The organism is Paenibacillus terrisolis, assembly GCF_056171975.1.
In genome coordinates this window covers 1-24,410 of record NZ_JBKFGG010000046.1, presented here as the reverse complement: position 1 = coordinate 24,410, position 24,410 = coordinate 1, and the positions used below count along the sequence as shown (strand labels likewise).

24 protein-coding genes, 1 tRNA gene and 2 riboswitches are annotated in these 24,410 nt (G+C 49.4%); of the genes, 10 read left to right on the top strand and 15 right to left on the bottom strand.

The genetic code is table 11. The features are described from left to right. Positions 1-103 precede the first annotated feature (103 nt). Complete coding sequence (locus ACI48K_RS23810; protein ID WP_475030132.1) at positions 104-1,258, top strand: copper amine oxidase N-terminal domain-containing protein; 1,155 nt, start codon at positions 104-106, stop codon at positions 1,256-1,258. Between the two features lie 112 nt (positions 1,259-1,370). On the opposite strand, the gene ACI48K_RS23805 is transcribed toward ACI48K_RS23810, so the two are convergent. Next, positions 1,371-1,877 carry a YwhD family protein gene (locus ACI48K_RS23805; protein WP_475030131.1) on the bottom strand — a complete coding sequence of 169 codons (507 nt, stop codon included), beginning with the start codon at positions 1,875-1,877 and terminating at the stop codon, positions 1,371-1,373. 134 nt (positions 1,878-2,011) lie between these two features. Here ACI48K_RS23805 and ACI48K_RS23800 point away from each other — a divergent pair, with 134 nt between their 5' ends. The 6 genes from ACI48K_RS23800 (at position 2,012) to ACI48K_RS23775 (ending at position 8,230) form a co-directional block, all read left to right on the top strand. Further along, on the top strand, positions 2,012-4,015 hold the full coding sequence (locus ACI48K_RS23800) for a M1 family metallopeptidase (RefSeq protein ID WP_475030130.1): 2,004 nt from the start codon (positions 2,012-2,014) through the stop codon (positions 4,013-4,015). A gap of 389 nt (positions 4,016-4,404) precedes the next feature. Continuing rightward, positions 4,405-5,235 carry a hypothetical protein gene (locus ACI48K_RS23795; protein WP_475030129.1) on the top strand — a complete coding sequence of 277 codons (831 nt, stop codon included), beginning with the start codon at positions 4,405-4,407 and terminating at the stop codon, positions 5,233-5,235. Between the two features lie 221 nt (positions 5,236-5,456). Next, positions 5,457-5,592: riboswitch (cyclic di-AMP (ydaO/yuaA leader) on the top strand. Between the two features lie 4 nt (positions 5,593-5,596). Further along, entirely contained in the window at positions 5,597-6,088 is a 492-nt protein-coding gene (locus tag ACI48K_RS23790; protein ID WP_475030128.1) for a C40 family peptidase, read from the top strand. 253 nt (positions 6,089-6,341) lie between these two features. Further along, positions 6,342-6,479, top strand: a riboswitch (cyclic di-AMP (ydaO/yuaA leader). A gap of 4 nt (positions 6,480-6,483) precedes the next feature. After that, complete coding sequence (locus ACI48K_RS23785; RefSeq protein WP_475030127.1) at positions 6,484-6,963, top strand: C40 family peptidase; 480 nt, start codon at positions 6,484-6,486, stop codon at positions 6,961-6,963. Between the two features lie 234 nt (positions 6,964-7,197). Further along, on the top strand, positions 7,198-7,701 hold the full coding sequence (locus ACI48K_RS23780) for a GNAT family N-acetyltransferase (RefSeq protein WP_475030126.1): 504 nt from the start codon (positions 7,198-7,200) through the stop codon (positions 7,699-7,701). Positions 7,702-7,870: 169 nt separating this feature from the next. Continuing rightward, positions 7,871-8,230 (top strand): c-type cytochrome, encoded by a 360-nt coding sequence (locus ACI48K_RS23775; protein WP_475030125.1) that lies wholly within the window; start codon positions 7,871-7,873, stop codon positions 8,228-8,230. Between the two features lie 92 nt (positions 8,231-8,322). On the opposite strand, the gene ACI48K_RS23770 is transcribed toward ACI48K_RS23775, so the two are convergent. After that, complete coding sequence (locus tag ACI48K_RS23770) at positions 8,323-8,622, bottom strand: 4a-hydroxytetrahydrobiopterin dehydratase (RefSeq protein ID WP_475030124.1); 300 nt, start codon at positions 8,620-8,622, stop codon at positions 8,323-8,325. Between the two features lie 164 nt (positions 8,623-8,786). Beyond that, positions 8,787-9,080 carry a hypothetical protein gene (locus tag ACI48K_RS23765; protein WP_475030123.1) on the bottom strand — a complete coding sequence of 98 codons (294 nt, stop codon included), beginning with the start codon at positions 9,078-9,080 and terminating at the stop codon, positions 8,787-8,789. 195 nt (positions 9,081-9,275) lie between these two features. Between ACI48K_RS23765 and motA the strand changes: the two genes are divergently transcribed. Both motA and motB read left to right on the top strand, forming a co-directional pair. Further along, positions 9,276-10,079, top strand: a complete 804-nt coding sequence (gene motA / locus ACI48K_RS23760) for a flagellar motor stator protein MotA (protein WP_475030122.1) — start codon at positions 9,276-9,278, stop codon at positions 10,077-10,079. Next, complete coding sequence (gene motB / locus ACI48K_RS23755) at positions 10,063-10,872, top strand: flagellar motor protein MotB (RefSeq protein WP_475030121.1); 810 nt, start codon at positions 10,063-10,065, stop codon at positions 10,870-10,872. The genes motA and motB overlap by 17 nt, the downstream gene beginning before the upstream one ends. A 75-nt stretch (positions 10,873-10,947) precedes the next feature. On the opposite strand, the gene rluF is transcribed toward motB, so the two are convergent. Both rluF and ACI48K_RS23745 read right to left on the bottom strand, forming a co-directional pair. Beyond that, positions 10,948-11,652: a 23S rRNA pseudouridine(2604) synthase RluF gene (gene rluF / locus ACI48K_RS23750; protein WP_475030120.1), complete on the bottom strand. Its 705-nt coding sequence runs from the start codon at positions 11,650-11,652 to the stop codon at positions 10,948-10,950. Then, entirely contained in the window at positions 11,639-13,537 is a 1,899-nt protein-coding gene (locus ACI48K_RS23745) for an ATP-binding protein (RefSeq protein ID WP_475030119.1), read from the bottom strand. Before ACI48K_RS23745 ends, rluF begins: the two co-directional genes overlap by 14 nt. Before the next feature lie 331 nt (positions 13,538-13,868). On the opposite strand from ACI48K_RS23745, the gene tadA reads away from it, so the two are divergent. Next, positions 13,869-14,390: a tRNA adenosine(34) deaminase TadA gene (gene tadA, locus ACI48K_RS23740; RefSeq protein ID WP_475030118.1), complete on the top strand. Its 522-nt coding sequence runs from the start codon at positions 13,869-13,871 to the stop codon at positions 14,388-14,390. Between the two features lie 30 nt (positions 14,391-14,420). Here tadA and ACI48K_RS23735 read toward each other — a convergent pair whose 3' ends face one another. From ACI48K_RS23735 to guaB, 10 genes are all read right to left on the bottom strand, one after another. Next, positions 14,421-15,512 (bottom strand): hypothetical protein, encoded by a 1,092-nt coding sequence (locus tag ACI48K_RS23735; protein WP_475030117.1) that lies wholly within the window; start codon positions 15,510-15,512, stop codon positions 14,421-14,423. A gap of 175 nt (positions 15,513-15,687) precedes the next feature. Next, positions 15,688-16,494, bottom strand: a complete 807-nt coding sequence (locus ACI48K_RS23730; protein ID WP_475030116.1) for a YitT family protein — start codon at positions 16,492-16,494, stop codon at positions 15,688-15,690. A 315-nt stretch (positions 16,495-16,809) separates the two neighbouring features. Then, complete coding sequence (locus ACI48K_RS23725; protein WP_475030115.1) at positions 16,810-16,962, bottom strand: small acid-soluble spore protein P; 153 nt, start codon at positions 16,960-16,962, stop codon at positions 16,810-16,812. 139 nt (positions 16,963-17,101) lie between these two features. Further along, a complete protein-coding gene (locus ACI48K_RS23720; protein ID WP_475030114.1) occupies positions 17,102-17,554 on the bottom strand; it encodes a hypothetical protein in 453 nt (150 codons plus the stop codon). Positions 17,555-17,690: 136 nt separating this feature from the next. Further along, positions 17,691-17,776, bottom strand: a tRNA-Ser gene (locus ACI48K_RS23715). A gap of 61 nt (positions 17,777-17,837) precedes the next feature. Further along, positions 17,838-19,121, bottom strand: coding sequence for a serine--tRNA ligase (gene serS / locus ACI48K_RS23710; RefSeq protein WP_475030113.1), 1,284 nt, complete (start codon positions 19,119-19,121; stop codon positions 17,838-17,840). Positions 19,122-19,282: 161 nt separating this feature from the next. Further along, on the bottom strand, positions 19,283-19,855 hold the full coding sequence (gene pdxT, locus ACI48K_RS23705; RefSeq protein WP_475030112.1) for a pyridoxal 5'-phosphate synthase glutaminase subunit PdxT: 573 nt from the start codon (positions 19,853-19,855) through the stop codon (positions 19,283-19,285). A gap of 115 nt (positions 19,856-19,970) precedes the next feature. Further along, positions 19,971-20,852: a pyridoxal 5'-phosphate synthase lyase subunit PdxS gene (gene pdxS, locus ACI48K_RS23700; protein WP_475030111.1), complete on the bottom strand. Its 882-nt coding sequence runs from the start codon at positions 20,850-20,852 to the stop codon at positions 19,971-19,973. A gap of 94 nt (positions 20,853-20,946) precedes the next feature. Beyond that, a complete protein-coding gene (locus ACI48K_RS23695; RefSeq protein WP_475030110.1) occupies positions 20,947-22,353 on the bottom strand; it encodes a D-alanyl-D-alanine carboxypeptidase family protein in 1,407 nt (468 codons plus the stop codon). Between the two features lie 126 nt (positions 22,354-22,479). After that, the gene (gene guaB, locus ACI48K_RS23690) at positions 22,480-23,937 is read right to left on the bottom strand and encodes an IMP dehydrogenase (RefSeq protein ID WP_475030109.1); all 1,458 of its coding nucleotides are present in this window, start codon (positions 23,935-23,937) and stop codon (positions 22,480-22,482) included. Positions 23,938-24,410 lie beyond the last annotated feature (473 nt).

The window sequence follows — 24,410 nt, the reverse complement described above, 5'->3', positions numbered from 1 at the left end:
TCTTTGACAGGGGGGCTTTTTCCTGGGTGTCACAACTTTTTCCAATTGTTAGTCGTCTAACTGTAGGATATCTATTCCATCCATATTAGGAGGCAACCGAAATATGAAACGTTCAGGGTCGTTTGTCAAAATAGCTGCCGCTATGCTTGTGTTGTCCATCACGATAACCGTCGGGAACGTACCCGGCATGCGTCCGGGCCGGACGGACGCCGCCGCGCCGGCGAAGGTGCAGAACGAATACGGACTTGCCGGCCCGACTTTTAAGCAATCGGGTCAGCTTTATCTGCCGTTGAAAGAAACGGCGATGTTTCTTGATTTACAGGCCGGATTCGACAGTAAGACAAATACGGTTGAAGTGACCGGAATCCAGCAGTGGGCCAAACTGAAAATCGGAAGCTCCAAAGCCGAAGGAAAAGGAAACCGGACCGTTACTTTAGGTGCCCCCGTCCTGGCTAAAAAAGGAGTAACGTATGTCCCGGCCTCTCTTTTCGCCAAACTGTTCGGAATCACCGTCACGTCGAAAAAACCAACTGAAATAAGCACCGACTATGCAATGAAATATACAACTTCGCGTACCGGCAATATGCTGTTTTGGATGAACCGGGAGCACGGCGTGATTTACGCCGGCCCGAGCGGCCAGCTGCCCTCGCGCGCGGGGGAGGTCATCTTTAAATACCCTGACGTGTTAGGCATGGAAGCCAAGCAAGTTGACGCAGCCACCTATGTTCTCGATATTGGCAACTCTTATGGCGAGCCCCATTTTAAGAATGACTGGTGCCGAGTTCTGATCCATAACGGTAAAATCGTGCAGCAATCCACCATGTCTTTCGGGAGTCCGGCATCTTATGTGATTCTGAACAATAACGTCTTGACGTTTGACGGCAAAATCGTGCTGAGCGACGGTCATCAAGCCAAATTGTACACGCCGAATGGCACGCTTGCCGAAGCGATCGATATGGATCAATTAGGCGGTACGAAAGATATTTACAGCCTGGAAGTCCTGGATAAGGACATCATGCTGATTCGCCCGTATTCCCAAGGCACTTTGCTGCTGATCGACCGTACCACAGGGGAGAAGACGGAGCTTTATCTAAGTCTGCTCGATCAGGAAAGCATTCAAATGATTGACACCTATGATTTCAAGCTTGATGACGGTTTAAAATACACCGGCCGTTCGGGATCCGTGCTTCAGTTCGACTGGAAGCCTTTCGGCGTCAACACGGTTACCCCCAAAAGTTATGATTTATCTAAAAAGTGATCTGCGGTAAAGCGTTGCGGATAAATCAGGCTCGTTAAAAATAGCGATCATTCGTGCAGTTCCATCACACGAATGATCGCTATTGATTTTCTTTTCTATAAACTTTTCTTCTCTACAAAACCGCCTTCAATTCCTCCGGCGTACGCTCCCACCAGTCCGCATTCGTGCCCATCAGCAGCTTTTTCAGTCCCGCTTTTTGCTCGCCGGTTAACCCGTCCAATATAACTCTGCGCTTCAGCGCGTAATCCATTTTATTGACGTGATCGGCAAGAATCTTCCAGCCGCGGCGCGCTTCGGCGTCGATCCACATCTCGCAGGCGGTCATCCCGCCGTAAAACTGCCCCTCCGGTCCGCGGTCCACCGCGACCCAGACAATCCATACCTGCCGTCCTTCGGGAACGTCCTCGCGGTTCGTCGAGAACTTGATTCCCTTCTCCGCTTTGCTTTTGGCATGCATGGCGCCGGTATCGATATAAATGTCATCTCCGTCAATAATGACGGGGGACATGCTGTTCAAATCGATCGAACCCGCGCCGAAACCTTTATGTTTGCTTTTCTCGTTATTGCTGATAATGTTCAAAGCGAATATTTTTTTATCCGATTTCTGCGAATTGTCCATAATTCCCTCCATTCCTCCACGAGCCCCCACTGCCGGATTGGAGCCGGTTCAGATTAATTTAATTTTAGCTAATAATCTCCCAGATGCAAACATATACATGCTTTAGATGCTTGTCAACGGGAGGTATCCATTGTATGACCCGACGAACTAATATCTTCGGCATTTCGATCCTTTCTCTATGCCTCATCCTGGGAACGGCCTTTTTTGCGCTTCATCAGCATCAAAAACAGAACCTGTCTTCGTTTGCTCCGGAAAAGGGCAAGCCTGGGGCCGTCCAAAAAGCGAGCAAAACGCCGGTCGCCCCGCCGATTGAAAGCATTCAGCAGCCTAAGGCGGAGGTGCTAAGCAACCGGGTCACGGAATACCACATCGACGTGAAGCTGAACGAGCAGGAAGGCACATTGACCGGCACGGAGTCGCTGACCTGGACCCATCCCGGTAAAAAAAGCGTAAATGAGTTGTATTTGCATTTATATCCCAACGCATTCGCCTCGGGCGATTCAACCTTTATGAAGGAATCCGGAGGCAAGCTCCGCGGCGATGTCATGCCTAAAGACGGCTGGGGCTCCATGGAGCTCACGGAGTTGCGGACGACCGACGGAATCTCCTTGCTCCACCGGATTCAGTACGTCCAGCCCGACGACGGAAATTCAAAGGATAAAACCTTGGTGAAGGTGCGGCTTCCCGTCTCGGTTCAAGGCGGAGAGAGCATCACACTGAACCTGAAATTCACCGTCAAGCTGCCGAAGGTCTTTGCCAGAATGGGGACTGCGGGCGATTTCGTCATGGCCGGCCAATGGTTTCCGAAACTGTGCGTCTATGAACCTGTGGGGACGCGCGACCGTACGACGGAAGGCTGGAACCTGCACCAATACCACGGGAATTCCGAGTTTTATTCCGATTTTGGCATATACAGCGTAAGAATCAACGTCCCGGAAAAATACACGGTGGCGGCAACCGGATTTCCGACCAAGGCCGCGGTTATTCAAAACGGACGAAAGTTCGTGCAATATTACGCCGACGACGTTCATGATTTTGCCTGGTCCACCTCACCCGACTTCGTTTACGCGGAAGAGCCCTTCTCGTCCGCAGACGTACCGGGGGTCCGCATCAAGCTGTACTTGGATCCCGCCCACGAGGATCTGAAGGAACGTTACTTCTACGCCGCCAAAGTAGCATTGTCCAACTTCAGCAAATGGTACGGGCGTTATCCCTACTCCACTCTCTCCATCGTCGTGCCCCCCGCACTGGGGAACGGAGCCGGAGGAATGGAATATCCAACCCTGATTACCGCCTTTGGCGCAAGCAGCGATACTCCCGGTTACGACGAACTGGAAAGGACGGTTATTCATGAAATCGGGCACCAGTTTTTCTACGGCATGGTCGCCAGCAATGAGTTCGAAGAAGCTTGGCTTGACGAAGCTTTTACCTCATACGCGGAAGATAAATTGATGGAGCAGGAATTCGGCATTACCCCGAATCTGCCGATTCAGTCGGCTTTGATCACAACCCCGGCTTCACTTACGCAAAACGCCTGGAAATACGGATCCGGGGACAGCTATGCCAAAAACGCATATTACCGCGGCAAATTGATTCTGCTTGATATCGAACGGCGTGTGGGAACCCGGACGATGAAACGGATTATGTCGACCTACAGCATCAAATACCGGTTCAAGCATCCCACAACCGCGGACTTCCAACAGGTTGTCGAGCAGGTTACGGGTCGCTCTTGGAAAACCTACTTCTCGCAGTATGTCTATGATGGGAAAATGGCCGACTTCTCGGTCGATCGAATCACGGTGAATCAGGTCAACCGGAAGGGCACCGAAGTATACGAATCCACGATCGATATCAGCCGAAAAGGCGGATCCGCCCCCAAAGTGCCGCTGCTCTTCACCTTCAAGGACGGTCACATCGTCCGGAAACAGTGGAACGGGGAAGGCAGCAAGGTTCAGCTCAAGCTGGATTACAAAGAACCCTTAGCCTGGGTGCAAATCGATCCCGACTATACCCTCGTGCTCGAAAACAAGCACATCAACAATTACTTGAAAGCCGAAGTCCCCGAACCAGTCAGAACCCGCTCCAATATCAGCGTAACCAAGCTGCTGGAGACCGTGCTCGGCTCGTTCTTGTGGTGATCGGGCTTAAAAGCTAAATAAGTTGAACCAAAGATTGAATCCACATAACGGCAGCCGTGTGAAATATTCTTTCGATTGCTGTTGCTCCTGGTTTTCTTTGATTCATTTAATTCAAATGGATTAGAAATCCGTTCACAAAGGCGAATGCTTACGAAGTAGTTTTGAAGTGCTTGAAACTTTAAAAATGGTTCAATAATTCAGATTTTCAGCACCGAGAAGGTTGGATGAAGCTAGGGACTGAGTAGCGGAGCGTAGGCTGAACCTACGTGAGCAACGGAAGGCCCGGCTCAATTCAAGATTCGATGCCGATTAGGCTTCATGCTTAGCTTTGTGATCAAAAGATGAATTATTGAACTACCCTACTCACAAAACTTTAAGGAGAGAAGGATATGACCTATGTGCGCCAAGGCTGGAGCCTGATGAAGAACCAGTTTCCCTCCGTCATCATCCTGTTTTTGTACCAGCTGCTGTGGGGGATTTTCCTTTACAGGCTCATCGACACCGCAGTGACCCAGGTACTGCAAAGATACCCTGACCCGCCGCCCACCGGGCTCAGCCGGATCCTGTTCCTGTTCGAAGGACAGCTCGGGCTAAGCACCAACCCGGATGTACGCCTGTATTTCTGGCTGCTGATTGGCATGACTGCGGTCCGTCTGCTGATGACCCCCTTAATCCAGGCCGGAATTCTTTACGGACTTGTTCCAAATGACGCCAGAGGAACGGGGCTTCCTCTTTTTCAGGGAATGAAGGAATTCTGGAAGCCGGTTGTCCTTTTTTATATCCTGGAGCTTGCGCTTACTTTGCTGCCTTCGCTCTGGATTATTCCAAAGCTGACCTCTCTGTGGCCCGGCCTGCTGCAAAAAGGACTTGACCTGCCATCCTCCTTAACGATCCTCGGCTATGTGCTGGGCTGGCTCGCTTACGGATGGTTCATCCGGCAAACCTTGCTGTTCGCATTGTTTGGCTACTTGTTCAAAGCCGGTGTATGGAATTCCCTGTTGATTTGTTTCAGGCATCTTCTTCAGGGTCTCGCCATATCCCTGATTCTCATCGCTTTCGGACTTGTTCTTTTCACTTTATTCGGCACGGTTTCTTGGATTTGGACCGGCCTTCTCGCCCTGATTCTGCAGCAATCCTATCCTCTTATTCGCAGCGCGTTTAAAATATGGAGAGTCACCTCTCAATATCGGCTCTGGCAAGCCAAGTCACAAAATAGTTAATTTTTTTTCACCACTTTCAAACCTTGAAAGCACAAGGCCTCCGCGGATACGCGGGGGCCTTGTGCGTTAAAGTGCCCTCTTAAACTTGTTAATTAACCATTGCCAAAAGATGCCTGTATTTGTTACAATAACAACAGCACAATTTCAGTAACAGTTTTGTAATCATTTTTGTCACCTTTGGCAAGAATCTTCTACTGAATGACGAACTAGTAATTTCAGGTGTGAACTAAGAGCCGAATTCCCTTCGCCAGGGAAACGGGGGAACCATTTTGGGTGAATTGATTCCGAAGTCAGGAATCATAGGGGACCTTCAACCGAATCCTCAAGCTAACCTCGTAGGCATTGGAAGGAGCATAACTTCTTGAAAAAACAGTTAGCCGCAGCAGCAGTAAGTTTTGCCATTCTTTTCACAATTGGAGCTGGTAGCGCTTTCGCGGATTCCAAACTGGACACTGTAGTCGATTCGGCTCTTGGATCCAGCTATGTATCCGGTGGAACAACCACAGCAGGCTTCGATTGCTCTGGATTTACGATGTACGTGTACTCTAAGCTTGGTATCAAGCTTCCTCATCAATCCGGCTCTCAATACAAAATGGGAACCGCCGTTTCCAAAGATGAGTTGATCCCAGGCGACCTGGTTTTCTTTAACACTTCCGGCAAAGGCGTTTCACACGTAGGAGTATTTGTAGGCGACGGGAAATTTGCTCATGCCTCCTCTTCCAATGGAGTAGTCATCAGCAAATTAAGCGAAAAGTATTATGTTGAGCGTTATGTTGGCGCTAAACGCGTTATGAGTACCGACAAATATGAAGACGTTACAGGAGATTCCGCTGAGCAAGACAACGTAGAATAATCAGGAACCGGAAACCCGCAAGAAAGTGATTCGATGCTTCGATCATTTTCTTGCGGGTTTTTTCTATTTATTTGGTATTTCCCATCTAGGAATCATTACCCGGCTGACGGCCATTTCAATCAGGACTTAAGCCTTCTTTTTCTTAAATATCAGGCATCGAACTTGTCAAAGCTGGGCGCGTTTGGTAGAATAACCAAAGGCAATAGTAACAACTTTGTAATCTTTGCTGTAACTTTGTTTTTGTGCACATACTACAACAAAACTGCCGAATTCCCGGTGCACGGGAAACGGGGGAACCACATCAGGGTGAATTGATCTCGCTCCAAAGGGATCATAGGGAACCTTCAACCGAATCCTTAAGCTAACCTCGCAGGCCTCGGAAGGAGCAAGACATCATGAGAAAGACGATTGCAGCAGCGGTAACGAGTTTGGCTTTGGTGTTCACTATGGGAGCCGGAAGTGCCTTTGCGGCCACACCGACTACGACTACTTTGAGCAGTGTCGTCAAATCCGTATACGGCACACCTTACAAATTCGGAGGAACCACCCTTGCCGGGTTCGATTGCTCCGGATTTACCAGATACGTGTTCAGCAAAATCGGCGTTCAGCTTCCTCGCGTATCAACCGCCCAATACAAGCAAGGAACGCCGGTAGCCAAAAGCAACTTGAAAGCGGGCGATCTTGTCTTCTTCAATACGCTTGGCAACGGAGTATCCCATGTTGGCATCTACGTCGGTGACGGCAGCTTTGCGCACGCCTCTTCCTCAAAAGGCATCCGCATCGACAAGCTGAGCAACAACTACTACAACAACCGTTACGTTGGAGCGAAAAGAATTCTGAGCCAATACAAATTTTCCGTATTTGCCGCAAACTGATTTCATGAATCTTTATTTGACCCTCTATTTTGGAGCCGCCCTGATTCTTGCCGGAATCGGAGCGGTTTTTTGTTCCCTGCTTATATAACGAGATAAGCCCGCGAAAGGTTACCGTTTTCCTGCGTGTTTCAATTGAATATTTACAAGCCCGTCTTTTCCCGGTAGAGTGAGGTTACAAGATTCTACGGAGTTCATCTTAGTGACGGCATTCCTACATTAGAAGGAGGCGCAAAGATGGATAAGTTTATCCCGGAATTTCATGTCGTTCCCATGGAGGAAAGTCATGGCGCGGAAATCTGCACCTGGCGTTACGACTCCCCTTACGATATTTATGGCTGGCTCCCGTGGGAGCAAATGAAAGCGCTTGATGTGGAGTTTGGCAACCCGGTTTTGCGGGCCGAGCAATATGTTTCCGTTTTAGACGAGAACGGAGTAATGGCGGGTTTCGCCCAATATTTCCCCCTTACCGGCGTAACACGCTTAGGAATTGGCATGAAGCCTGAATTATGCGGACACGGCCACGGAAAGGCGTTTGTTTCCGCAATCGTAAAAGAAGCGGTTCGCAGAAATCCGGACCACGAGGTTGATCTGGAGGTTCTCACTTGGAACAACCGGGCGATCCGGGCTTACCAGAAAGCTGGCTTTACGATCACCGACCTATACGAGAAAATGACCCCCGGAGGCGTATCCAAACCCTTTTACTGTATGGTCTACCGTGGAGATCCCGGTCTTGCGTAAGTGCCGCTCGCAACTGCATTCGACCAAACCGACAAATCGCCTATGATAAATTGCACTTTAATGGCAGTATTTTTCGTTGATTGTGTGCTATTTTTGACATAAAGGCTATGATCCACCATATTGTTCCGTTATAATGGAAATGGTAGCTTACATATGGAGGGGCGATGGAATGCAAAAGTGGATCATGAGCGGACTTTTTTTCGCGGCATGCGCTTTGGCTGTCGTGCTGATGTTCACCCTGCCGGGCAGGGAGCAAACCGAACAGGAGGCTAAGCCTCAAATGCCCGCAGTTACTTTAAATGCCGAGCAAGCCCAAGCCACGGTTGAGGCGAACTGCATCAGTTGCCATGGAGACCAGCTGCAGGGACAGGTAGGTCCCAACCTGCAGAAGATCGGAGCGGAGCTGACGGCTGACGAATTGTATGGAATTATTACCAAGGGCAAGGGCGGAATGATGCCTTCATTCAAAGATCGTTTGAAAGATGAGGAAATTGCTAACGTCGCGATGTGGCTCTCCGAGAAAAAATGACGGCATCGGCGCAAAGCAAAGCAAGCCCGCCGGGAACCTGAAGTTCCTGGCGGGCTTTTTGGCAAGCTATCGATTTAATCGCCCTCGACCCGTCAATCGGCGGAACGCGTTTTTTCAAATGCCTCATTATATTGCTGGGCTTCTTTGATGTCTATCGCCGTAATTCCGCCTTCCTCCCAAGTTGTTAAACGAAGCGTCACGGTTTTGTGGTCAATGGTGATAAAAGGGTGATGATTAAACGCCTCCGAAATGGCGGCGACCTCATCCACAAAAGCAATCCCTTTCATAAAATTGGAGAACGTATATTTTCGGTAAATCCAGCGTCCTTCCTCAAGCTCCCATCCTTCCAATTTTTCCAGGTGCGCCTCTATTTCCTGCGGTGTAAACGGCATTTTTCTTCCTCCCCGTTCTCTTCAAGAGCTCCCTTTAGATAACGGTTTCACTGATGTTGTGCCGGGCTCTTTGCTACATATTGTATTCCCCTGATCTCATCTTCATGCGCCTTAGTCCAAAGAGACTCTATAACATCATCTATTATTAAATATTTTGTTTGCCATCAAACCAGCTTGATGGAGGTAAGCTCTTCTTCCCCGATAAGGAAATTTATCCGATGCGTCTCGGCATCGTAAATCACAACCGCGCTTCCTACCGAAATCACGGGTTCCGTCCCAAGCCCGTAGAACAGATCCTCGGCCAGCGCCTCCCATACCTCATTTTTTTCTTCAGCAGACAACCGTTCCCAATCTTCCTGCTCCATTTCGAAAAATTCGTAGCTATCCGAGATGCGGCCGACTGCGGCCGTCAAATCTGCCAGAATATATTCATAGTCCCTACCGTGCTTTACTCCCACGGGCAACAATCTCCCTTCTTGACCCTGTTCTTCAGGCTGTGATCTTATTATACCGGAAAAAACCACTTAAAAAAAAACGGAAATCTGTCGATAAAGTAGATAAATCATTTTTTTGGAAAAACCAAAGGAGTCAATCTGCAAGGATGCGGTTTGGCCAAAGATTGGAATCAATTTATCTCAAGGACGAGGTGTACAATGGAAATTTCATCAATTATCGGACTTATTCTCGGACTCATAGCGCTTATTGTAGGGATGTTCCTGAAAGGGGCGCCTATCGCAAGCCTGGTTTCCAACCCTGCAGCCTTCGTCATCATCTTCGTCGGTACGGCGGCCACTTTGTTCATGGCCTTCCCGATGACGGAACTGAAGAAATTCCCTAAATTGCTAAAAATGACGGTCGTAAAACCGAAAATGATCAGCAAGGCGGAACTCATTACGCTGTTTATGGAATGGGCGACCATTACCCGGCGCGAGGGGCTGCTGGCCCTGGAAGCCAAGGTAGAAGAAATAAATGATGATTTCCTTCGCGGCGGTATGCGCATGATTATTGATGGAAACGACCAGGAATTTGTCCAGGATGTTCTCACGGAGGATATTGCGGCAACCGAAGAGCGGCATAAAGCCGGTGCGCTCATTTTTGCCCAAGCCGGGATGTACGCGCCGACGCTCGGGGTACTTGGAGCCGTTGTGGGCCTGATCGCCGCATTGTCGGACATGAGCGATATCGAACGGTTGTCCCATGCGATTTCGGGTGCTTTTATCGCTACGATTTTTGGTATATTTACCGGTTATGTTTTATGGCATCCGATTGCCAATAAGCTGAAACGTCTCTCCAAGAAAGAAATGGAGATCCGGCTAATGATGGTGGAAGGTCTTCTATCCATTCAATCCGGCGTATCCACAATTGCCATTCAACAGAAGCTGGCTGTCTTCTTAACCCCTGCCGAACGTGCGGAAATTCTAGAAAAGGGGGCGGGTGAAGGTGAGCAAAAAGAATAAGCACCAGGATCACGAGGAGCACTCCGACGAGAGCTGGCTGCTCCCTTATTCTGACTTGATGACTTTGCTGTTGGCGCTTTTTATCGTACTGTTCGGGATGAGTACCATTGATGCGAACAAATTCGAGGAAATGAGCGAAGCGTTTAACAGCGTGCTGACCGGAGGTATGGGTGTTCTGGATCAAAACTCCATGAACAGCAACACCAAAAATTCGATCAGTGATAAACAAATTCCAAAGCCCTCTTCTGACGGCGCCATGAACAATAAAAGCGAACTGATGCGTAAAGAGCAGGAAAGCTTGGAGGCCCTCAAAAAGCAGCTCGACAATTATATCAAAAACAACGGCCTGACCGACGAGCTGGATACGAAATTGAATCAATCCCAGCTCATGATCACAATCAGCGACAAAGCCTTGTTCCCTTCGGGAGAAGCAGAAGTGAAGCCGGACGCCCGGATACTCGCCAAAGCCATCTCGGCGATGCTCCAGCAATTCCCGGATTATGAAGTCATCGTTTCCGGCCACACCGACAATATCCCGATTTCCAACAACAAGTTCTCCTCCAACTGGGATTTGAGCTCGGCCCGGGCCCTTAACTTCATGAAGATTCTGCTGCTCAATACCAATCTGGATCCCAAGAAGTTCAGCAACAGCGGCTACGGCGAATACCATCCTGTCGCCAGTAATGCCACCGCGACGGGACGCGCCCAAAACCGCCGGGTTGAGGTATCCATCATCCGGAAATATCAGGATAGCAGCAATCAACAACAGCTTGGCGCAACCACAGCGCGCTAATATTTCACCATAAAAGGCCCTCACCGTAGAGTGAGGGCCTTTCTTATACTTAGCGGCCGTGCGTGAATACCGATTTTAATAGAGAGTATAATTCAGAGCCTGACCCAGCTCGCGTTTCTCCTGCTCCGTCAAATCCCGCCAGGTTCCGATTTTCTGATTGCCCAAACGGATATTCATAATACGGACGCGCTGCAGCTTCCGCACTTCATACCCGAGGGCGCTGCACATCCGGCGAATCTGGCGGTTTTTCCCTTCCGTAAGAATGATCCGGAACACACGCTCCGCAACACGGGTCACCTCACAGGGCAGCGTCTTCTCACCCAAGATCTTTACACCTTCGCTCATAGCCTTCAAGAAGGAAGGCGTTAACGGTTTGTCGGCCGTTACTATATACTCCTTTTCATGCTTGCCTTCCGCACGCAGGATTTTGTTGACGATATCTCCATCGCTGGTCAACAGAATCAATCCTTCCGAATCCTTGTCCAGGCGCCCGATCGGAAAAATCCGTTCTTCATGTCCGACAAAATCGACGATATTCCCCTTGATGTGCTGCTCTGTCGTGCTGGTAATTCCAACCGGCTTGTTAAGCGCGATATATACGTGCTGAGACCGCTTTGTCTCGATGGGCCTTCCGTTGACCCTGACATCGTCCCCGGGCTCAGCTTGGCTGCCCAGAAGAGCTGTGACGCCGTTGATCGTCACTTTCCCCTGCTCCACCAGCTTATCCGCTTCGCGTCTGGAGCAAAAACCGGTTTCGCTAATGAATTTATTGATTCTCATTATGTATTTCCACCCCGTTATCTTGTTCAGGCTCTTCCGGAGAAACACTCGGCAATGTTATGGTGACCACGGTTCCCTTTCCGAGCTCACTGGCAAACTTCATCGTACCCCGATGGCTTTCAATGATTCGCTGGCTTACCATAAGTCCCAGCCCGGTGCCTTTCTCCTTGTTCGTAAAAAACGGCTCGCCAAGCCTCTGCAATCTGTCCTTCGGGATACCCTCGCCTTCATCAATAACCTGAAGCACTGCCTGGTCGTGCTCCTCCTCTTTCATTTGCAGATGGATCGTTCCGCCGCCGGGCATGGCCTCCATCGCATTTTTAAGTACGTTAATGAACACCTGCTTTATTTGGTTCTCTTCACAGTGTACCCAAATTGGCGTCTTGGCGAAATGAACTTCAAATTCAATGTTGCGCAAATGAGCCTCGCTGTCCAGTAAAGAAATGACATCTCCCAGCGTGAACCGAATGTCCTTTGTCAGAAACTGAACGGCTTGAGGTTTGGCCAAGATCAAAAATTCGCTGACGATCAAATTGATCCGGTCCAGCTCGGAGAGCATCACCCCTGTGTGCATGGAATTCACGGTTTTGGCATGCTGCTGTATCTGCAGGAATCCCCGCAGCGTGGTCAGCGGATTGCGAATCTCATGCGCGACCCCTGCCGCCAGCTGTCCTACCGTCGTCAATTTTTCCGAACGCCGAAGGAGCTCGTCCATGCGATTATGCTCCGTCATGTCACGGGAAATGCTGATATAAGCGGTAATTCTCCCGCTTTGGTCATAGATTGGAGACACGCTGATGCTGACCTCAACCAGACTGCCATCCTTGCGCTTTCGCACCGTCTCGGTCAATAGCGGATCGGACACGTCCAATCCCCCTTTCCGGGCGCTTTCCGGAAATTCCTCCTCCTCATAGTGAGGAAAAATATCAAGGACGGAACCGATGATCTCTTGGCTTCTCCATCCGTACAAACTTTCGAAAGCCGCATTCACCTGCAGGACTTTGCCGTCCAGATCCGTGATGTGGATCGCATCCGCAGTCTGATTGATGATCGATTCCAGAAACTCCTTCATCGACAGGTTCTCCTCGTTTTTTCGCTTGATCTCCTGCGCGCGCTTGCCCAATTTATCCGCAATGGCATTAATCTGCCGCGCCAACACGCCAAGCTCGTCCTTACGGTCAAGCTGGAACGTTTGTTCAAATTGATCGGAGGATAATTGGCTTACCCGGGAAAATATATTTTGAACAGGGCGCAGCAACCACCCTGCAATCACATAGCTGGCAGATAAAACGATCACAAGAAAAACAATCGAAATCGCGGCTTCATACGCCAGATGCTTTGAAACGGCCGACGCGATCGGCGAATAGCTTGAAATAATTCGTATAACGTAGGGATCCTGGTTTTCCGGACGGATGGGAACAAAGCTTTGCAAAACATGCCGACCATCTATTTTTGTGTCATATAGCAGGCTGATGTTTTTAGCAAGCGCTTTCCGTGATGCCTCAATAACCACCTTGTCGTCGTTAAACTGATAGGTTCCAAACACCAACTGTTTTCTAGCGCCAAAGGTCTCCGGATCGATGCCCGTAATCTCCAGAAGGCTGCTGTTCGCATTCAGCGTTTCCCGGGCGATTTTTTCCGGACTGGTCATGTTTAAAATGCCTTCCGTCATATCCCCGCTGCCAAAGGTTAATTTGACATATTGGTATACGGATCGACTTTGTTCGACAGAAAAAGCGATGTGCTTCGCCGTTAGCATCATGTTCGCTTCGCTCTCGTTTCGCAAATTATCCAAAGTAAAAAAATAACTAAGCGTCATATTCAGAGCCAGCACGATTAAGGCAAAAGCAGCGATAATAACCGCTAATTTGGTTTTTATAGTCAAGTGCTTCCCACCTTGAAGGCTATAATTTTACTATTTTTGGTAGAACCTCAATTCACACTCTCATCATACCTTTTACGACAAGTTTTGCAAAGACGTTGAAATTCCCAGTTCACTTCCCTACAATAAGTAAAAATACCTAATTCTTATTGGCTTACGCGAATAAGTTATTCACAGATTGTGAACATACTAACATTCTTTACGTCTAATATGTGTATAACAATGGGGATAAGTGACTGGTTATACACAATGTTACCCACATCATGTTAACAACGAATGCTTGTTCGTTGGACAATCCCTGTGAATATTAACCGAAGGAGCTGAAAATTTATACATGCCTCTCCCTTTTATCCCGGAGCCGCCGGTTTCTTCTTTTTCTCATGAGCATTGGATGAACGAAGCGATTCTTGAAGCCAAAAAGGCGGAATCTATCGGCGAAGTCCCGATCGGGGCCGTGATTGTCTATGGAGACGAAATTGTTGGCCGAGGGTACAATTTACGGGAAAGCTCCCGCGATGGAACCGCACACGCGGAAATGATCGCCATCCGCGAAGCTAGCGAGGCCCTCGGCGCCTGGAGGCTGCTGCACTGTCGCCTCTACGTCACGCTGGAGCCTTGTCCCATGTGCGCCGGGGCGATCGTTCAATGCCGGGTGCCTCACGTCATCTACGGAGCTCCCGACCCGAAAGCGGGATGCGCAGGTACGCTGATGAATCTGCTGCAGGAGCCCCGCTTTAATCACCGGACGGAAATTACCGCCGGCGTTCTGCAGGAAGAATGCGCCTCCCTGCTGACTCTGTTTTTCCGCTGCTTGCGCAAAAATACCGAAAAACCTCCAAAATCACAAGAATCGTGATCTTGGAGGTTTTCTTCTTCTGGCTTATTTTTAGTATCCCATACCAGCCATTTGCTGCTCGAATTCGTCCAGCGTTAGGGTGTCCGGCTTGGACGGAATACCGATATCAAACGAAACCTTTTCGTTGATCTGGCTAAGGGTACTCTTCATTTGCAGCGACAGCTTCATCTTGTCCTTCGTACCCGGATCGGTCATTTCCACATTGGCGATCAAGTCCTGGTAAGCCGGATAATCGTTCGCATCCACCGCCGTCGTTGCGGTGAACTGATGGATCTGCAAATTCTCCTTCAGCTTATTCAGCGTCTGGCCAAACGGGTCGGAACCGCCGGCTTGCAGGTCCTTCTTCGCCTTTTCGATATCCTCGGGTTTCAGTTGCAGCATGGAGCGGTACTCTTCTTTGCCGAGAATATCCAGCACCTTCGGAAGCGCCTGGTTGACAAGGATCGCCGCCGCGTCCTTCATCGTTTCATTCGTCACATTGAACTGAATGACCTGCTTCGCTTTCAAGCCATCCGGCAGATCTGCGTCTTTCGGATCGATAGTTTTAAAATATTTATCCGAGTCGTATTCGCCAAGCACCGCATTCGTTAACTCCGAAGTCAGCTTCTTCGTTTTATCCGGATTGAGTAGATCCGGGTTAAACGTCCCGCCGTTCTGCTTCGCAAGCTCACCTAGATCCAACTCGAGAAACTTCCCGACAATCCCTTCCGGCAAAGGAAGAAACGGAATGCTCGGGATTTTCACGTACAGCTTCTCCGCCGTCATCACGAACGGGATCGTTATAGTGGTCGCGACATCGCCGGCCAGCTTGATCTCAAGCTTCGCTTCCGTCTGCATCGGGTCTTTTTGATAAATCTGATCCACATTGATTTCCGCGTTTTTCAGCATGGACAGCACGGCGCCCATATTCGATGCCCCGGGTTCGGTCACGGTCTCAGCGGACTCCAAGCTGAAATCGGAGATTTTGACCTGATTGTGCAACACATACGACTTCATCTCTGCCGCATGAGCGGCGGCACTGCTTAAAGCTTGTTTGGGTTCTTTCTTGGAGCTGCAGCCGGACAAAACGAGAATCGCCGACATGAGCACCAGAAGCCCAGACACGAAGAGCCTTTTAGGCATATAAACTTTCCTCTCCCCAGTTGTACAGTTACATAAGTTGAACAAAGGAAAAGCAGCCTTGCAAAAAACGGGAAATATTTCCGTCCTAAATCCTTAGTTCAACTTATATAGCAATTTTTATGACCCTTTACATATCATAAACCATTTGGAAGGGATCTGGGGCATTTCGCAAAAATTAATGGATTGCCTTTTTCTTGAAACGTCCACCCTTAACATCATGGATATTTCCTACGGCCAAAAATGCATTTTCATCGTAATGGTTGACGATCTCTTTCAGCTTGGCTTCCTCCAAACGGGTAATTACGCAAAAGATCACTTTTTTCGGATCCCCGGAGAAGCCGCCTTCTCCCGACAAATACGTCACGCCACGGCCCAAACGGCTCAAAATGGCATCCCCGATCTCATCGATCTGGTCGCTGATGATCCACACCGATTTCGATTCGTTCAAACCGTCAACAACGATGTCGATCGTCTTGAAAGCAATATAGTAAGCAAGCAGAGAGAACAAGGCCCGCTCCCAGGTAAACACAAACCCGGCGCTGAGCAGGATAAAGAAGTTAAAAAACATAATAATTTCTCCGACGGAAAAAACGGTCTTGCGCGAAATCAGAATAGCTACAATCTCGGTGCCGTCCAGGGATCCCCCGAAACGAATGACAATCCCGGTTCCCAGGCCAAGCAAAATGCCGCCGAATACAAAAGCGAGCAGCGTATCATGAACAAAAGCCTCCACCGGGTGCAGCAGCGCCGTACCGATGGACATGACCGTGATGCCTAGCAGGGTGGAAATCGCGAACGTTTTGCCGATTTGCTTATATCCGATAATCAGAAAAGGGAGATTGAACAAAAACAAAAAGATACCCAGGGGCAGACTTGATAAGTAAGAGGTCATGACCGAAATGCCGGTGATGCCACCATCGGTGATCATGTTCGGGACCAGAAATAACTCCAGCGCAACGGAAACGAGAATGGCTCCAATCATTATAAATAGAGCTCTAAAGATGGTACTTTTAAAAGGCCGCTGTTTATGCTGACGGGCCTGCTGAGGAGAAGAAGCCGGGGGCATAGGAAAAGAGTTAGAATTAACCGCGTTCAAAAGCATCACGATCCTTTCCGGTAGGTTATTGTTTTTCTTTCATCGCTCCGTTTCATAAAAATACAGTTTCCTGCTATGGACACCCTACATTTATTATGACATTATCTTGGCTTGATGTCTTGCTTTATTCAAAATTAAGCAAAAAAACCTCAGCGGCAGGCTGAGGCATGCAAATTTATGCGATTTTCGGACATCCGCTTCCTAGCTTCCTTCCGGATTGTTGTGGCTGACATGATTTTGGTTCTTGACCTTTTTGGAGCCGGACAACGGCTCAGGACCGCGGTGGTCATGTTCCCGGCGCTCGCCCGAGCCCCTTTCGGTTCCCGGCGTGGTATATGACTTAGGCTTCGTCATGAGAAATAAGCCCTCCCTTAAACGTCAATTTGACTGCTGGGATTAATGTGTGATGAACGCCGCCGTATTATACAAAAATGAGAACAGCCTCCAGCTAGATCCGATACAAGCATTTCGAGGCCGATTATTCCGTACTTACTCATTCCATTCTTCGGTATTTTATCTCGAGCATAAGACCTCTTTCCCAAAGCACGTTTTTTTCAAAATCGCCGCTCTCCGAGTAAAGACTTGACGGAAAAAATATATTATTTATTAAATCCGTTACATTGGATTCGGTCGGATATTTAAGCAGAGCAATCCTTTTTATATTCTGACCGTACGGAAATCCTTCAGAGCTGCCGGCAGGGGCATAACGGTGGCCTTCAAAAACAAAAGTCCTGCCGTCATTAGAGATTGCTGTCGGAGATAGTGTTATATCTGCAATTCTCCATGTAAAAAAAACCATCAGAACGAGCAGATAGCTACCGGTAACGACGGCCAAAACTTTGTATACGTTTGATTTTCTCAACTGCAGGATTGCAAATATAAATACAACTAAAACGGCAATGGTAAAAATACCGACAGCCAAAAACACAATGAATAATAACGGCATCGCAGTATCCTCACAAATATAAATCGTTTGCATTTATCATATCAAATTTTTGGATTTTGAAAATACGGCCTTTAAAATAAAAAAGAAAAGGACTATAAACCTCGAAGGTTTAAGTCCTTATACCTTATAAATTAAACGGAGAGGGTGGGATTCGAACCCACGTGGGCTTGCACCCTAACGGTTTTCAAGACCGCCCCGTTATGACCGCTTCGGTACCTCTCCAAAGGCGAACCTGATTGGCGTAACAAATCAGATTCTACCATATCGCCTGCGGCTTCGCAAGCTATTTCCGTTTGGTAATTTTCTGCACATTGCCCATGTACGGACGCAGAACTTCAGGGATTTCCACGCTGCCGTCTTCGAGCTGGTAGTTCTCCAAAATCGCCGCGACCGTACGCCCAACCGCCAGGCCGGAACCGTTCAGCGTATGCACGAATTCAGGTTTTGCCTTCGGTTCGGGACGGAACCGGATGTTCGCCCGGCGTGCTTGGAAGTCCTCTACGTTCGAACAAGAGGAAATTTCGCGATACATGCCGCTCTCCGGCAGCCAAACTTCGAGGTCATAGGTTTTGGCGGCCGTAAAACCAAGATCGCCCGTACACAAAGCCAGCACGCGGTAAGGCAGGCCCAGCAACTGCAATACGCGTTCCGCGTTGGTAGTCATTTTTTCAAGCTCATCATACGAGGTTTCCGGATGAACGATTTTGATCATTTCCACCTTGTTGAATTGATGCTGGCGGATCAAGCCGCGCGTATCGCGACCGGACGCCCCGGCTTCGGAACGGAAGCAAGAACTGTACGCTACGTAATATTTAGGTAAATCCTCGGCGTTCAAAATTTCATCGCGATGATAGTTCGTTACCGGAACCTCCGCCGTCGGAATCAGGTAATAGTCGCTGTCCTTCAGCTTGAACAGGTCCTCTTCGAACTTCGGGAGCTGGCCCGTTCCGTACAAGCTGTCACGATTGACGATGTACGGCGGCAGCATTTCTTCATATCCATGCTCGTTGCTGTGGAGATCCATCATGAAGTTGATCAGCGCCCGCTCCAGCCGGGCTCCCAGCCCTTTATAGAATGTAAACCGCGATCCGGTAACCTTCGCTGCCGCTTCAAAATCCAAAATGTCCAGATCGCCCGCTATATCCCAATGGGCTTTTGGAGCAAAAGAGAATGATTTCGGCTCGCTCCAGCGGCGCACTTCCACATTCTCGTCCTCCGAAGCTCCAACCGGTACGGTTGAGCTTGGAATATTGGGGATTGCCAGCATCATTTCGTCAATTTGAACCTCAAGCGCCCTGACTTCCTCGTCAAGCTCCTTGATCCGGTCTCCAACCTCACGCATTTCGATAATCAATTCATCGGCGTTTTCCTTGTTTTTCTTTCGCTGGGCCACTTCCGCGGATACCGTGTTGCGGCGGTTCTTCAGCGATTCGCTTTCTTGAAGCAATTCCCGGCGCTTCTCGTCCAGCGGTGGAAAACCGGAGATCAAATCCAGCGATTTCTTCCGGTTCTTCAATGCTTGTTCAACGCGTGCATAATCATTTCGCAATACTTTAACATCCAACATGATAGTCCCTCCTAGAATCATCCCTTGGCAGACCTGCTGACTTGTGAAAGCAAGCGAGCCGCACGGGAAACGCCGGAAACTTGGAATTCAAGTTCACTCGGCAATGCCGTCCTTAACAGGACGAACCGTCCCTTTCTGAAAAACCTTATGTAAAGCCTTTATTATCGGGCCGATTTGATCATCTCGACAAAATAGGAATGCAGCGAGAAATCATCCGTCAGCTCGGGATGAAACGATGAAACGAGCAAATGACCTTCGCGTGCGGCCACGATCTCTTCCTGATAGGTAGAGAGCACGTCAACCCCGGTCCCTACGGCCGTGATCAAAGGCGCGCGAATAAATACGGCGCGGACCGGCTCATCCAGCCCCTTGACCTGCAGATCGGTCTCAAAGCTCTCCCGCTGGCGCCCAAAAGCATTGCGCGATACGGAGATATTCATTAAAGCAAGGTGAGGTTCTTCCCCGCCTTCAATTTTATTCGCCAGTACAATCAAGCCGGCGCAGGTTCCAAAGATCGGCTTCCTTTGTCCCGAGAAATCTCTCAATGCATCAATAAATCCGTATTTTCTCATCAGCTTGCCGATCGTCGTGCTCTCGCCGCCGGGAATGATCAAACCGTCTATCTCGGCAAGCTGCTCGGGACGCTTCACAGCGACTCCCTCGGCTCCGGCGAGCTCAATGCTTCGAATATGTTCCGCTACGGCGCCCTGCAACGCCAACACTCCCACTCTCATGACAAACCTTCTTTCTCTAGACAAGCCTAACTGGTGTACCCCGGCGATCCTCACGGATCAGCCGGGGTAGATAATCAGCTATTTCTTTCGTTTATTCGCTAATACTGGCCGATTCTTACCAACCGCGGTCGGACATGCGTTCAGCCGGCGACAGCTTGGAAATTTCGATGCCTTTCATCGGCGTACCCAAGTTTTTGGATACTTCGGCGATCAATTTATAATCCGTGTAGTGCGTTGTAGCTTCTACAATCGCACGGGCGAATTTCTCAGGGCTATCCGATTTGAAAATCCCGGAGCCGACGAATACGCCATCTGCGCCAAGATGCATCATCAGCGCAGCGTCGGACGGAGTGGCTACGCCGCCTGCGGCGAAATTAACCACCGGCAGTTTGCCGTTTTCATGCACTTCCAGAAGAAGATCATAAGCGACGCCCAAGTTTTTGGCTTCCGCATACAGCTCGTCTTTGGACAAGTTCTGTACCTTGCGGATTTGGCTGTTGATCAAGCGCATATGACGAACGGCCTCCACGATATTTCCGGTTCCCGGCTCGCCTTTGGTGCGGATCATCGACGCGCCTTCGCTGATGCGGCGAAGCGCTTCGCCAAGATCCTTGGCGCCGCACACGAACGGTACGGTGAATTCCCGTTTGTCGATATGGAATACTTCGTCCGCCGGAGTGAGCACTTCGCTCTCATCCAGATAGTCTACCCCAAGAGATTCCAGAACTTTCGCCTCTACGTAATGTCCGATCCGGGCCTTAGCCATAACCGGGATGGAGACGACTTTCATAACTTCCTCTATAATTGTAGGATCCGCCATACGAGCTACGCCTCCGGCTGCCCGAATATCAGATGGGACACGTTCCAATGCCATAACGGCGGTTGCTCCGGCCGCTTCGGCGATTTTAGCCTGCTCCGCATTCATAACGTCCATAATGACGCCGCCTTTTTGCATTTCGGCCATGCCTCTTTTTACACGCGATGTTCCTGTTTCCATGTCTACGCCTCCCGACAATAATCTAACTTGATATTTTACAATATTCGCTTTAAATATACAACCCGTTTACTCGGAATTTATGCGTTCCACACCTTTAGAAAAGATTTTTAATTCCGTTAAACAGGTCTTTAAAGAAATCGCCGACGGCTCTCATAAACAGCTTGAACCATCCTGCTTTTTCCGCATCTTCCGACGTAATCAGGTTCACGGTTTTTTGCAGTGTTTGATCCGTTCCCGGAGCTTTGAAGGAATACGCCACCGTACCGACCTTTGAGCCCTGCTTCAGCGGAGCGGTCAGGCTTCCTGCGTCCACCAGCGTTACTTTGGCTTGTACCTTGCTGGTATCCACACCTTTTGGCACAACAAAGCTGACGGCTTGATCGGTCACAACCGGAATTTCGGTATTTTTCGCCTTCTTCACCGTAACGGTCTCGTTGCCGGTCACCGTTGTTTTCGGAGGAACGATTTGTTTGGTCTCAAAATTGTTAAAGCCATAATCCAGCACTTTGCGCGTTTCTACGAAACGGGCAGATTCCGTAGTCGTGCCCATAACAACGCTGATTAGGCGCATCCCATTACGCACGGCCGTGCCCGTAAAACAGTTGCCCGCATTTGTGGTATGCCCCGTTTTAAGCCCGTCAAGCCCATCGTACGCATATTGTTTGAAGTTAGTGATGCTTTTGTTGGCCTCCAGCATCCAGTCCAGATTGACCATCGGTTCACGGTCCGTCGGACGGAACTTCTTGCTTTGAATCGTCGTAAAACGATTGAAATCGGGATGATCCGTTACGATATATTTAGCGAGAATCGCTGCATCAAGGGCGGACATGACGGTTTCTTTCCCATCCTGCGTGCGGAATTCCTCCGGCATATCGGCGATATCCAGGCCGGTTGCATTGGCAAAGTGGGCGGTTTTCATCCCCATCCGCTTGGCTTCATCATTCATCATTTTTACAAAAGCTTGCTCGGAACCCGCAGCATATTCGGCCAGTGCCACCGTAGCGTCATTGGCTGAAGCAATCGCCATCGCGGTGTACAAATCCTCTACAGTGTGCTGATCTCCTTCGGCGAGAAAAATACGCGAACCGATCGTTTCGGCAGCATTTTTTCCAACCGTTACTACGTCGCCCCATTTAAATTTGCCTTGCTTCACGAGATCGGCAACGATATATTCGGTCATCATTTTGGTCATACTGGCCGGAGGCAACGGTTCGTCTCCGTTCACATTCAGGAGAACTTGCCCGGAAACCGGCTCCAGCAGTATCGCAGACCGGACTTTTAATCCCAAGGACTGGGCGGAAGGCAGTGTGGTTGTTCCAGCTTGCGCATTGGCTGTCGTATTTGTCGTAGCGGATTGTGTCTGGCCTTCAGCAAGCGCCATGGTCGGAACCAGGGAGAAACAGAGCATGTTCAGAACCAAAACGGAAGCCGCACCTTTACGCAAGGAACGCCATTTCGTTGTTGTAGTAGCACGATCAGTCTTTGTGAGTTTCAATGCCATAAAGCTCCCCTCATATTGTCTTTCATTTACTTTTTCTATTCTATCACAGGGCATACCGCAAAAAAAGACAAGCAGGACGGAAATCGCCCTGCCATAGAATGGAATATTTATGAATGGATCGTTAATTTACAGCGAGTAGTTTGGAGCTTCTTTCGTGATCTGCACATCATGCGGATGGCTTTCACGAAGTCCGGCGCCCGTAATGCGGATGAACTGCGTATCGTTGCGAAGCTCGTCCAGCGTTTTTGTGCCACAGTACCCCATACCGGAACGAAGTCCGCCGATGAGCTGATGAATCGTATCGGACAAAGGTCCTTTGTAGGCTACCCGGCCCTCGATCCCTTCCGGTACCAGCTTCTTGTCGTCGTCTTGGAAATAACGGTCTTTACTTCCTTGCTTCATGGCGGCCATTGAACCCATGCCTCTGTATACCTTATAGCGACGGCCCTGATAGATTTCCGATTCGCCCGGGCTTTCTTCCGTACCGGCGAACAAGCTTCCCAGCATCACGGCATGACCGCCCGCAGCGATTGACTTGGTGATTTCGCCCGAGTATTTGATACCGCCGTCGGCAATGATCGGCACACCGTATTCGCGAGCCACTGTTGCACAGTCATATATCGCGGTAATTTGCGGCACGCCGATCCCGGCAATGACGCGAGTCGTACAAATCGACCCCGGCCCGATTCCGACTTTTACGACGGAAGCCCCGGCTTCGATCAACGCCCGTGTCGCTTCACCGGTAGCCACGTTGCCGGCCACAATCGTAAGATCCGGATAACGTCTGCGAAGCTCCGCTACGGCCTCAATAATATTGATGTGATGGCCATGCGCCGAATCGACCGTAATCAAATCGACCCCGGCTTTTACGAGCGCTTCGGTGCGTTCAAAGGTGTCTTTGGAAATCCCCACGGCAGCTCCTACCAACAAACGGCCTTGCTTATCCTTCGCCGCATGCGGGAACTGGATCGCTTTTTCGATATCTTTTATGGTAATAAGCCCTTTAAGGTGATTCTGCTCGTCCACCAAAGGCAGCTTCTCAATCTTATGCTTCTGCAAAATAACTTCAGCTTCCTGCAGGGTGGTTCCAACCGGAGCCGTCACCAGATTTTCTCTCGTCATGACATCGCTGATTTTGATGTTGTAATCATGGACGAACCGAAGATCGCGGTTGGTGAGAATCCCGACCAGCGTATTTTCTTCGTTTACGATCGGCACGCCGGAGATGCGGAATTTCCCCATAACCTGCTCGGCGTCGGAAACCAAATGATCCGGAGTCAGCGAGAACGGATTCGTGATAACGCCGCTTTCGGAACGTTTTACCCGGTCCACTTCCTCCGCTTGCTGTTCAACCGTCATATTTTTATGAATAATGCCAATGCCGCCTTCACGGGCGATCGCAATCGCGAGAACCGCCTCCGTTACGGTATCCATGCCTGCGCTGATCAAAGGAATGTTCAGCTTCACGTTGTCGCTCAATCTCGTGGACACATCGACTTCTTTGGGCAAAACCTCGGACTTGCGGGGCACCAGCAAAACATCGTCAAACGTTAAACCTTCCTTATCGAATTTACTCTCCCACACCTTGAAACTTCCTCCTTGTTTTGTATTCCTTGGTTGGTCAAATTTCCTTATATTATGCGATCTGAAAGGACTGAAAACGCCGCTTACGAAAATATATTATTGCCATCTTAGCAAAGGGCCTATAGGCTGTCAAGGATAAGAGAGAGCAAATGCAGCAGCGGCTTCCCCGAGTAAACTATTGTCCTTTCGTGGCGAACATGCTTAAAAATTTTGAGTTTTCAGTTTACCTATTACTTCCCCGGGCAAAGAGGGATTTATTCTTATTTTGAGTAAAAAGGGAAAACCCACTGCCCGGTCGACAGTAAGTTTTCCCTTTTCGATAACTATTGTTCTTTGTCTCGTTGCCTTGCTTGTTGCCCCGTTACCTCGTTACCCTGTTACCTTGCTCTTTGTCTTGCTCTTTGTCTTGCTCTTTGTCTTGCTCTTTGTCTTGCTCTTTGTCTTGCTCTTTGTCTTGCTCTTTGTCTTGCTCT

Coding starts and splice junctions, on each gene's coding strand:
- ACI48K_RS23810 (WP_475030132.1), top strand. CDS start 104: ATGAAACGTTCAGGGTCGTTTGTCAAAATAGCTGCCGCTATGCTTGTG.
- rluF (WP_475030120.1), bottom strand. CDS start 11,652: ATGAGAATCAATAAATTCATTAGCGAAACCGGTTTTTGCTCCAGACGC.
- ACI48K_RS23780 (WP_475030126.1), top strand. CDS start 7,198: ATGGATAAGTTTATCCCGGAATTTCATGTCGTTCCCATGGAGGAAAGT.
- ACI48K_RS23785 (WP_475030127.1), top strand. CDS start 6,484: ATGAGAAAGACGATTGCAGCAGCGGTAACGAGTTTGGCTTTGGTGTTC.
- pdxT (WP_475030112.1), bottom strand. CDS start 19,855: ATGAGAGTGGGAGTGTTGGCGTTGCAGGGCGCCGTAGCGGAACATATT.
- ACI48K_RS23800 (WP_475030130.1), top strand. CDS start 2,012: ATGACCCGACGAACTAATATCTTCGGCATTTCGATCCTTTCTCTATGC.
- ACI48K_RS23735 (WP_475030117.1), bottom strand. CDS start 15,512: ATGCCTAAAAGGCTCTTCGTGTCTGGGCTTCTGGTGCTCATGTCGGCG.
- ACI48K_RS23720 (WP_475030114.1), bottom strand. CDS start 17,554: ATGCCGTTATTATTCATTGTGTTTTTGGCTGTCGGTATTTTTACCATT.
- ACI48K_RS23795 (WP_475030129.1), top strand. CDS start 4,405: ATGACCTATGTGCGCCAAGGCTGGAGCCTGATGAAGAACCAGTTTCCC.
- pdxS (WP_475030111.1), bottom strand. CDS start 20,852: ATGGAAACAGGAACATCGCGTGTAAAAAGAGGCATGGCCGAAATGCAA.
- tadA (WP_475030118.1), top strand. CDS start 13,869: ATGCCTCTCCCTTTTATCCCGGAGCCGCCGGTTTCTTCTTTTTCTCAT.
- ACI48K_RS23770 (WP_475030124.1), bottom strand. CDS start 8,622: ATGCCGTTTACACCGCAGGAAATAGAGGCGCACCTGGAAAAATTGGAA.
- ACI48K_RS23805 (WP_475030131.1), bottom strand. CDS start 1,877: ATGGACAATTCGCAGAAATCGGATAAAAAAATATTCGCTTTGAACATT.
- ACI48K_RS23725 (WP_475030115.1), bottom strand. CDS start 16,962: ATGACGAAGCCTAAGTCATATACCACGCCGGGAACCGAAAGGGGCTCG.
- ACI48K_RS23775 (WP_475030125.1), top strand. CDS start 7,871: ATGCAAAAGTGGATCATGAGCGGACTTTTTTTCGCGGCATGCGCTTTG.
- motA (WP_475030122.1), top strand. CDS start 9,276: ATGGAAATTTCATCAATTATCGGACTTATTCTCGGACTCATAGCGCTT.
- ACI48K_RS23730 (WP_475030116.1), bottom strand. CDS start 16,494: ATGATTGGAGCCATTCTCGTTTCCGTTGCGCTGGAGTTATTTCTGGTC.
- serS (WP_475030113.1), bottom strand. CDS start 19,121: ATGTTGGATGTTAAAGTATTGCGAAATGATTATGCACGCGTTGAACAA.
- ACI48K_RS23695 (WP_475030110.1), bottom strand. CDS start 22,353: ATGGCATTGAAACTCACAAAGACTGATCGTGCTACTACAACAACGAAA.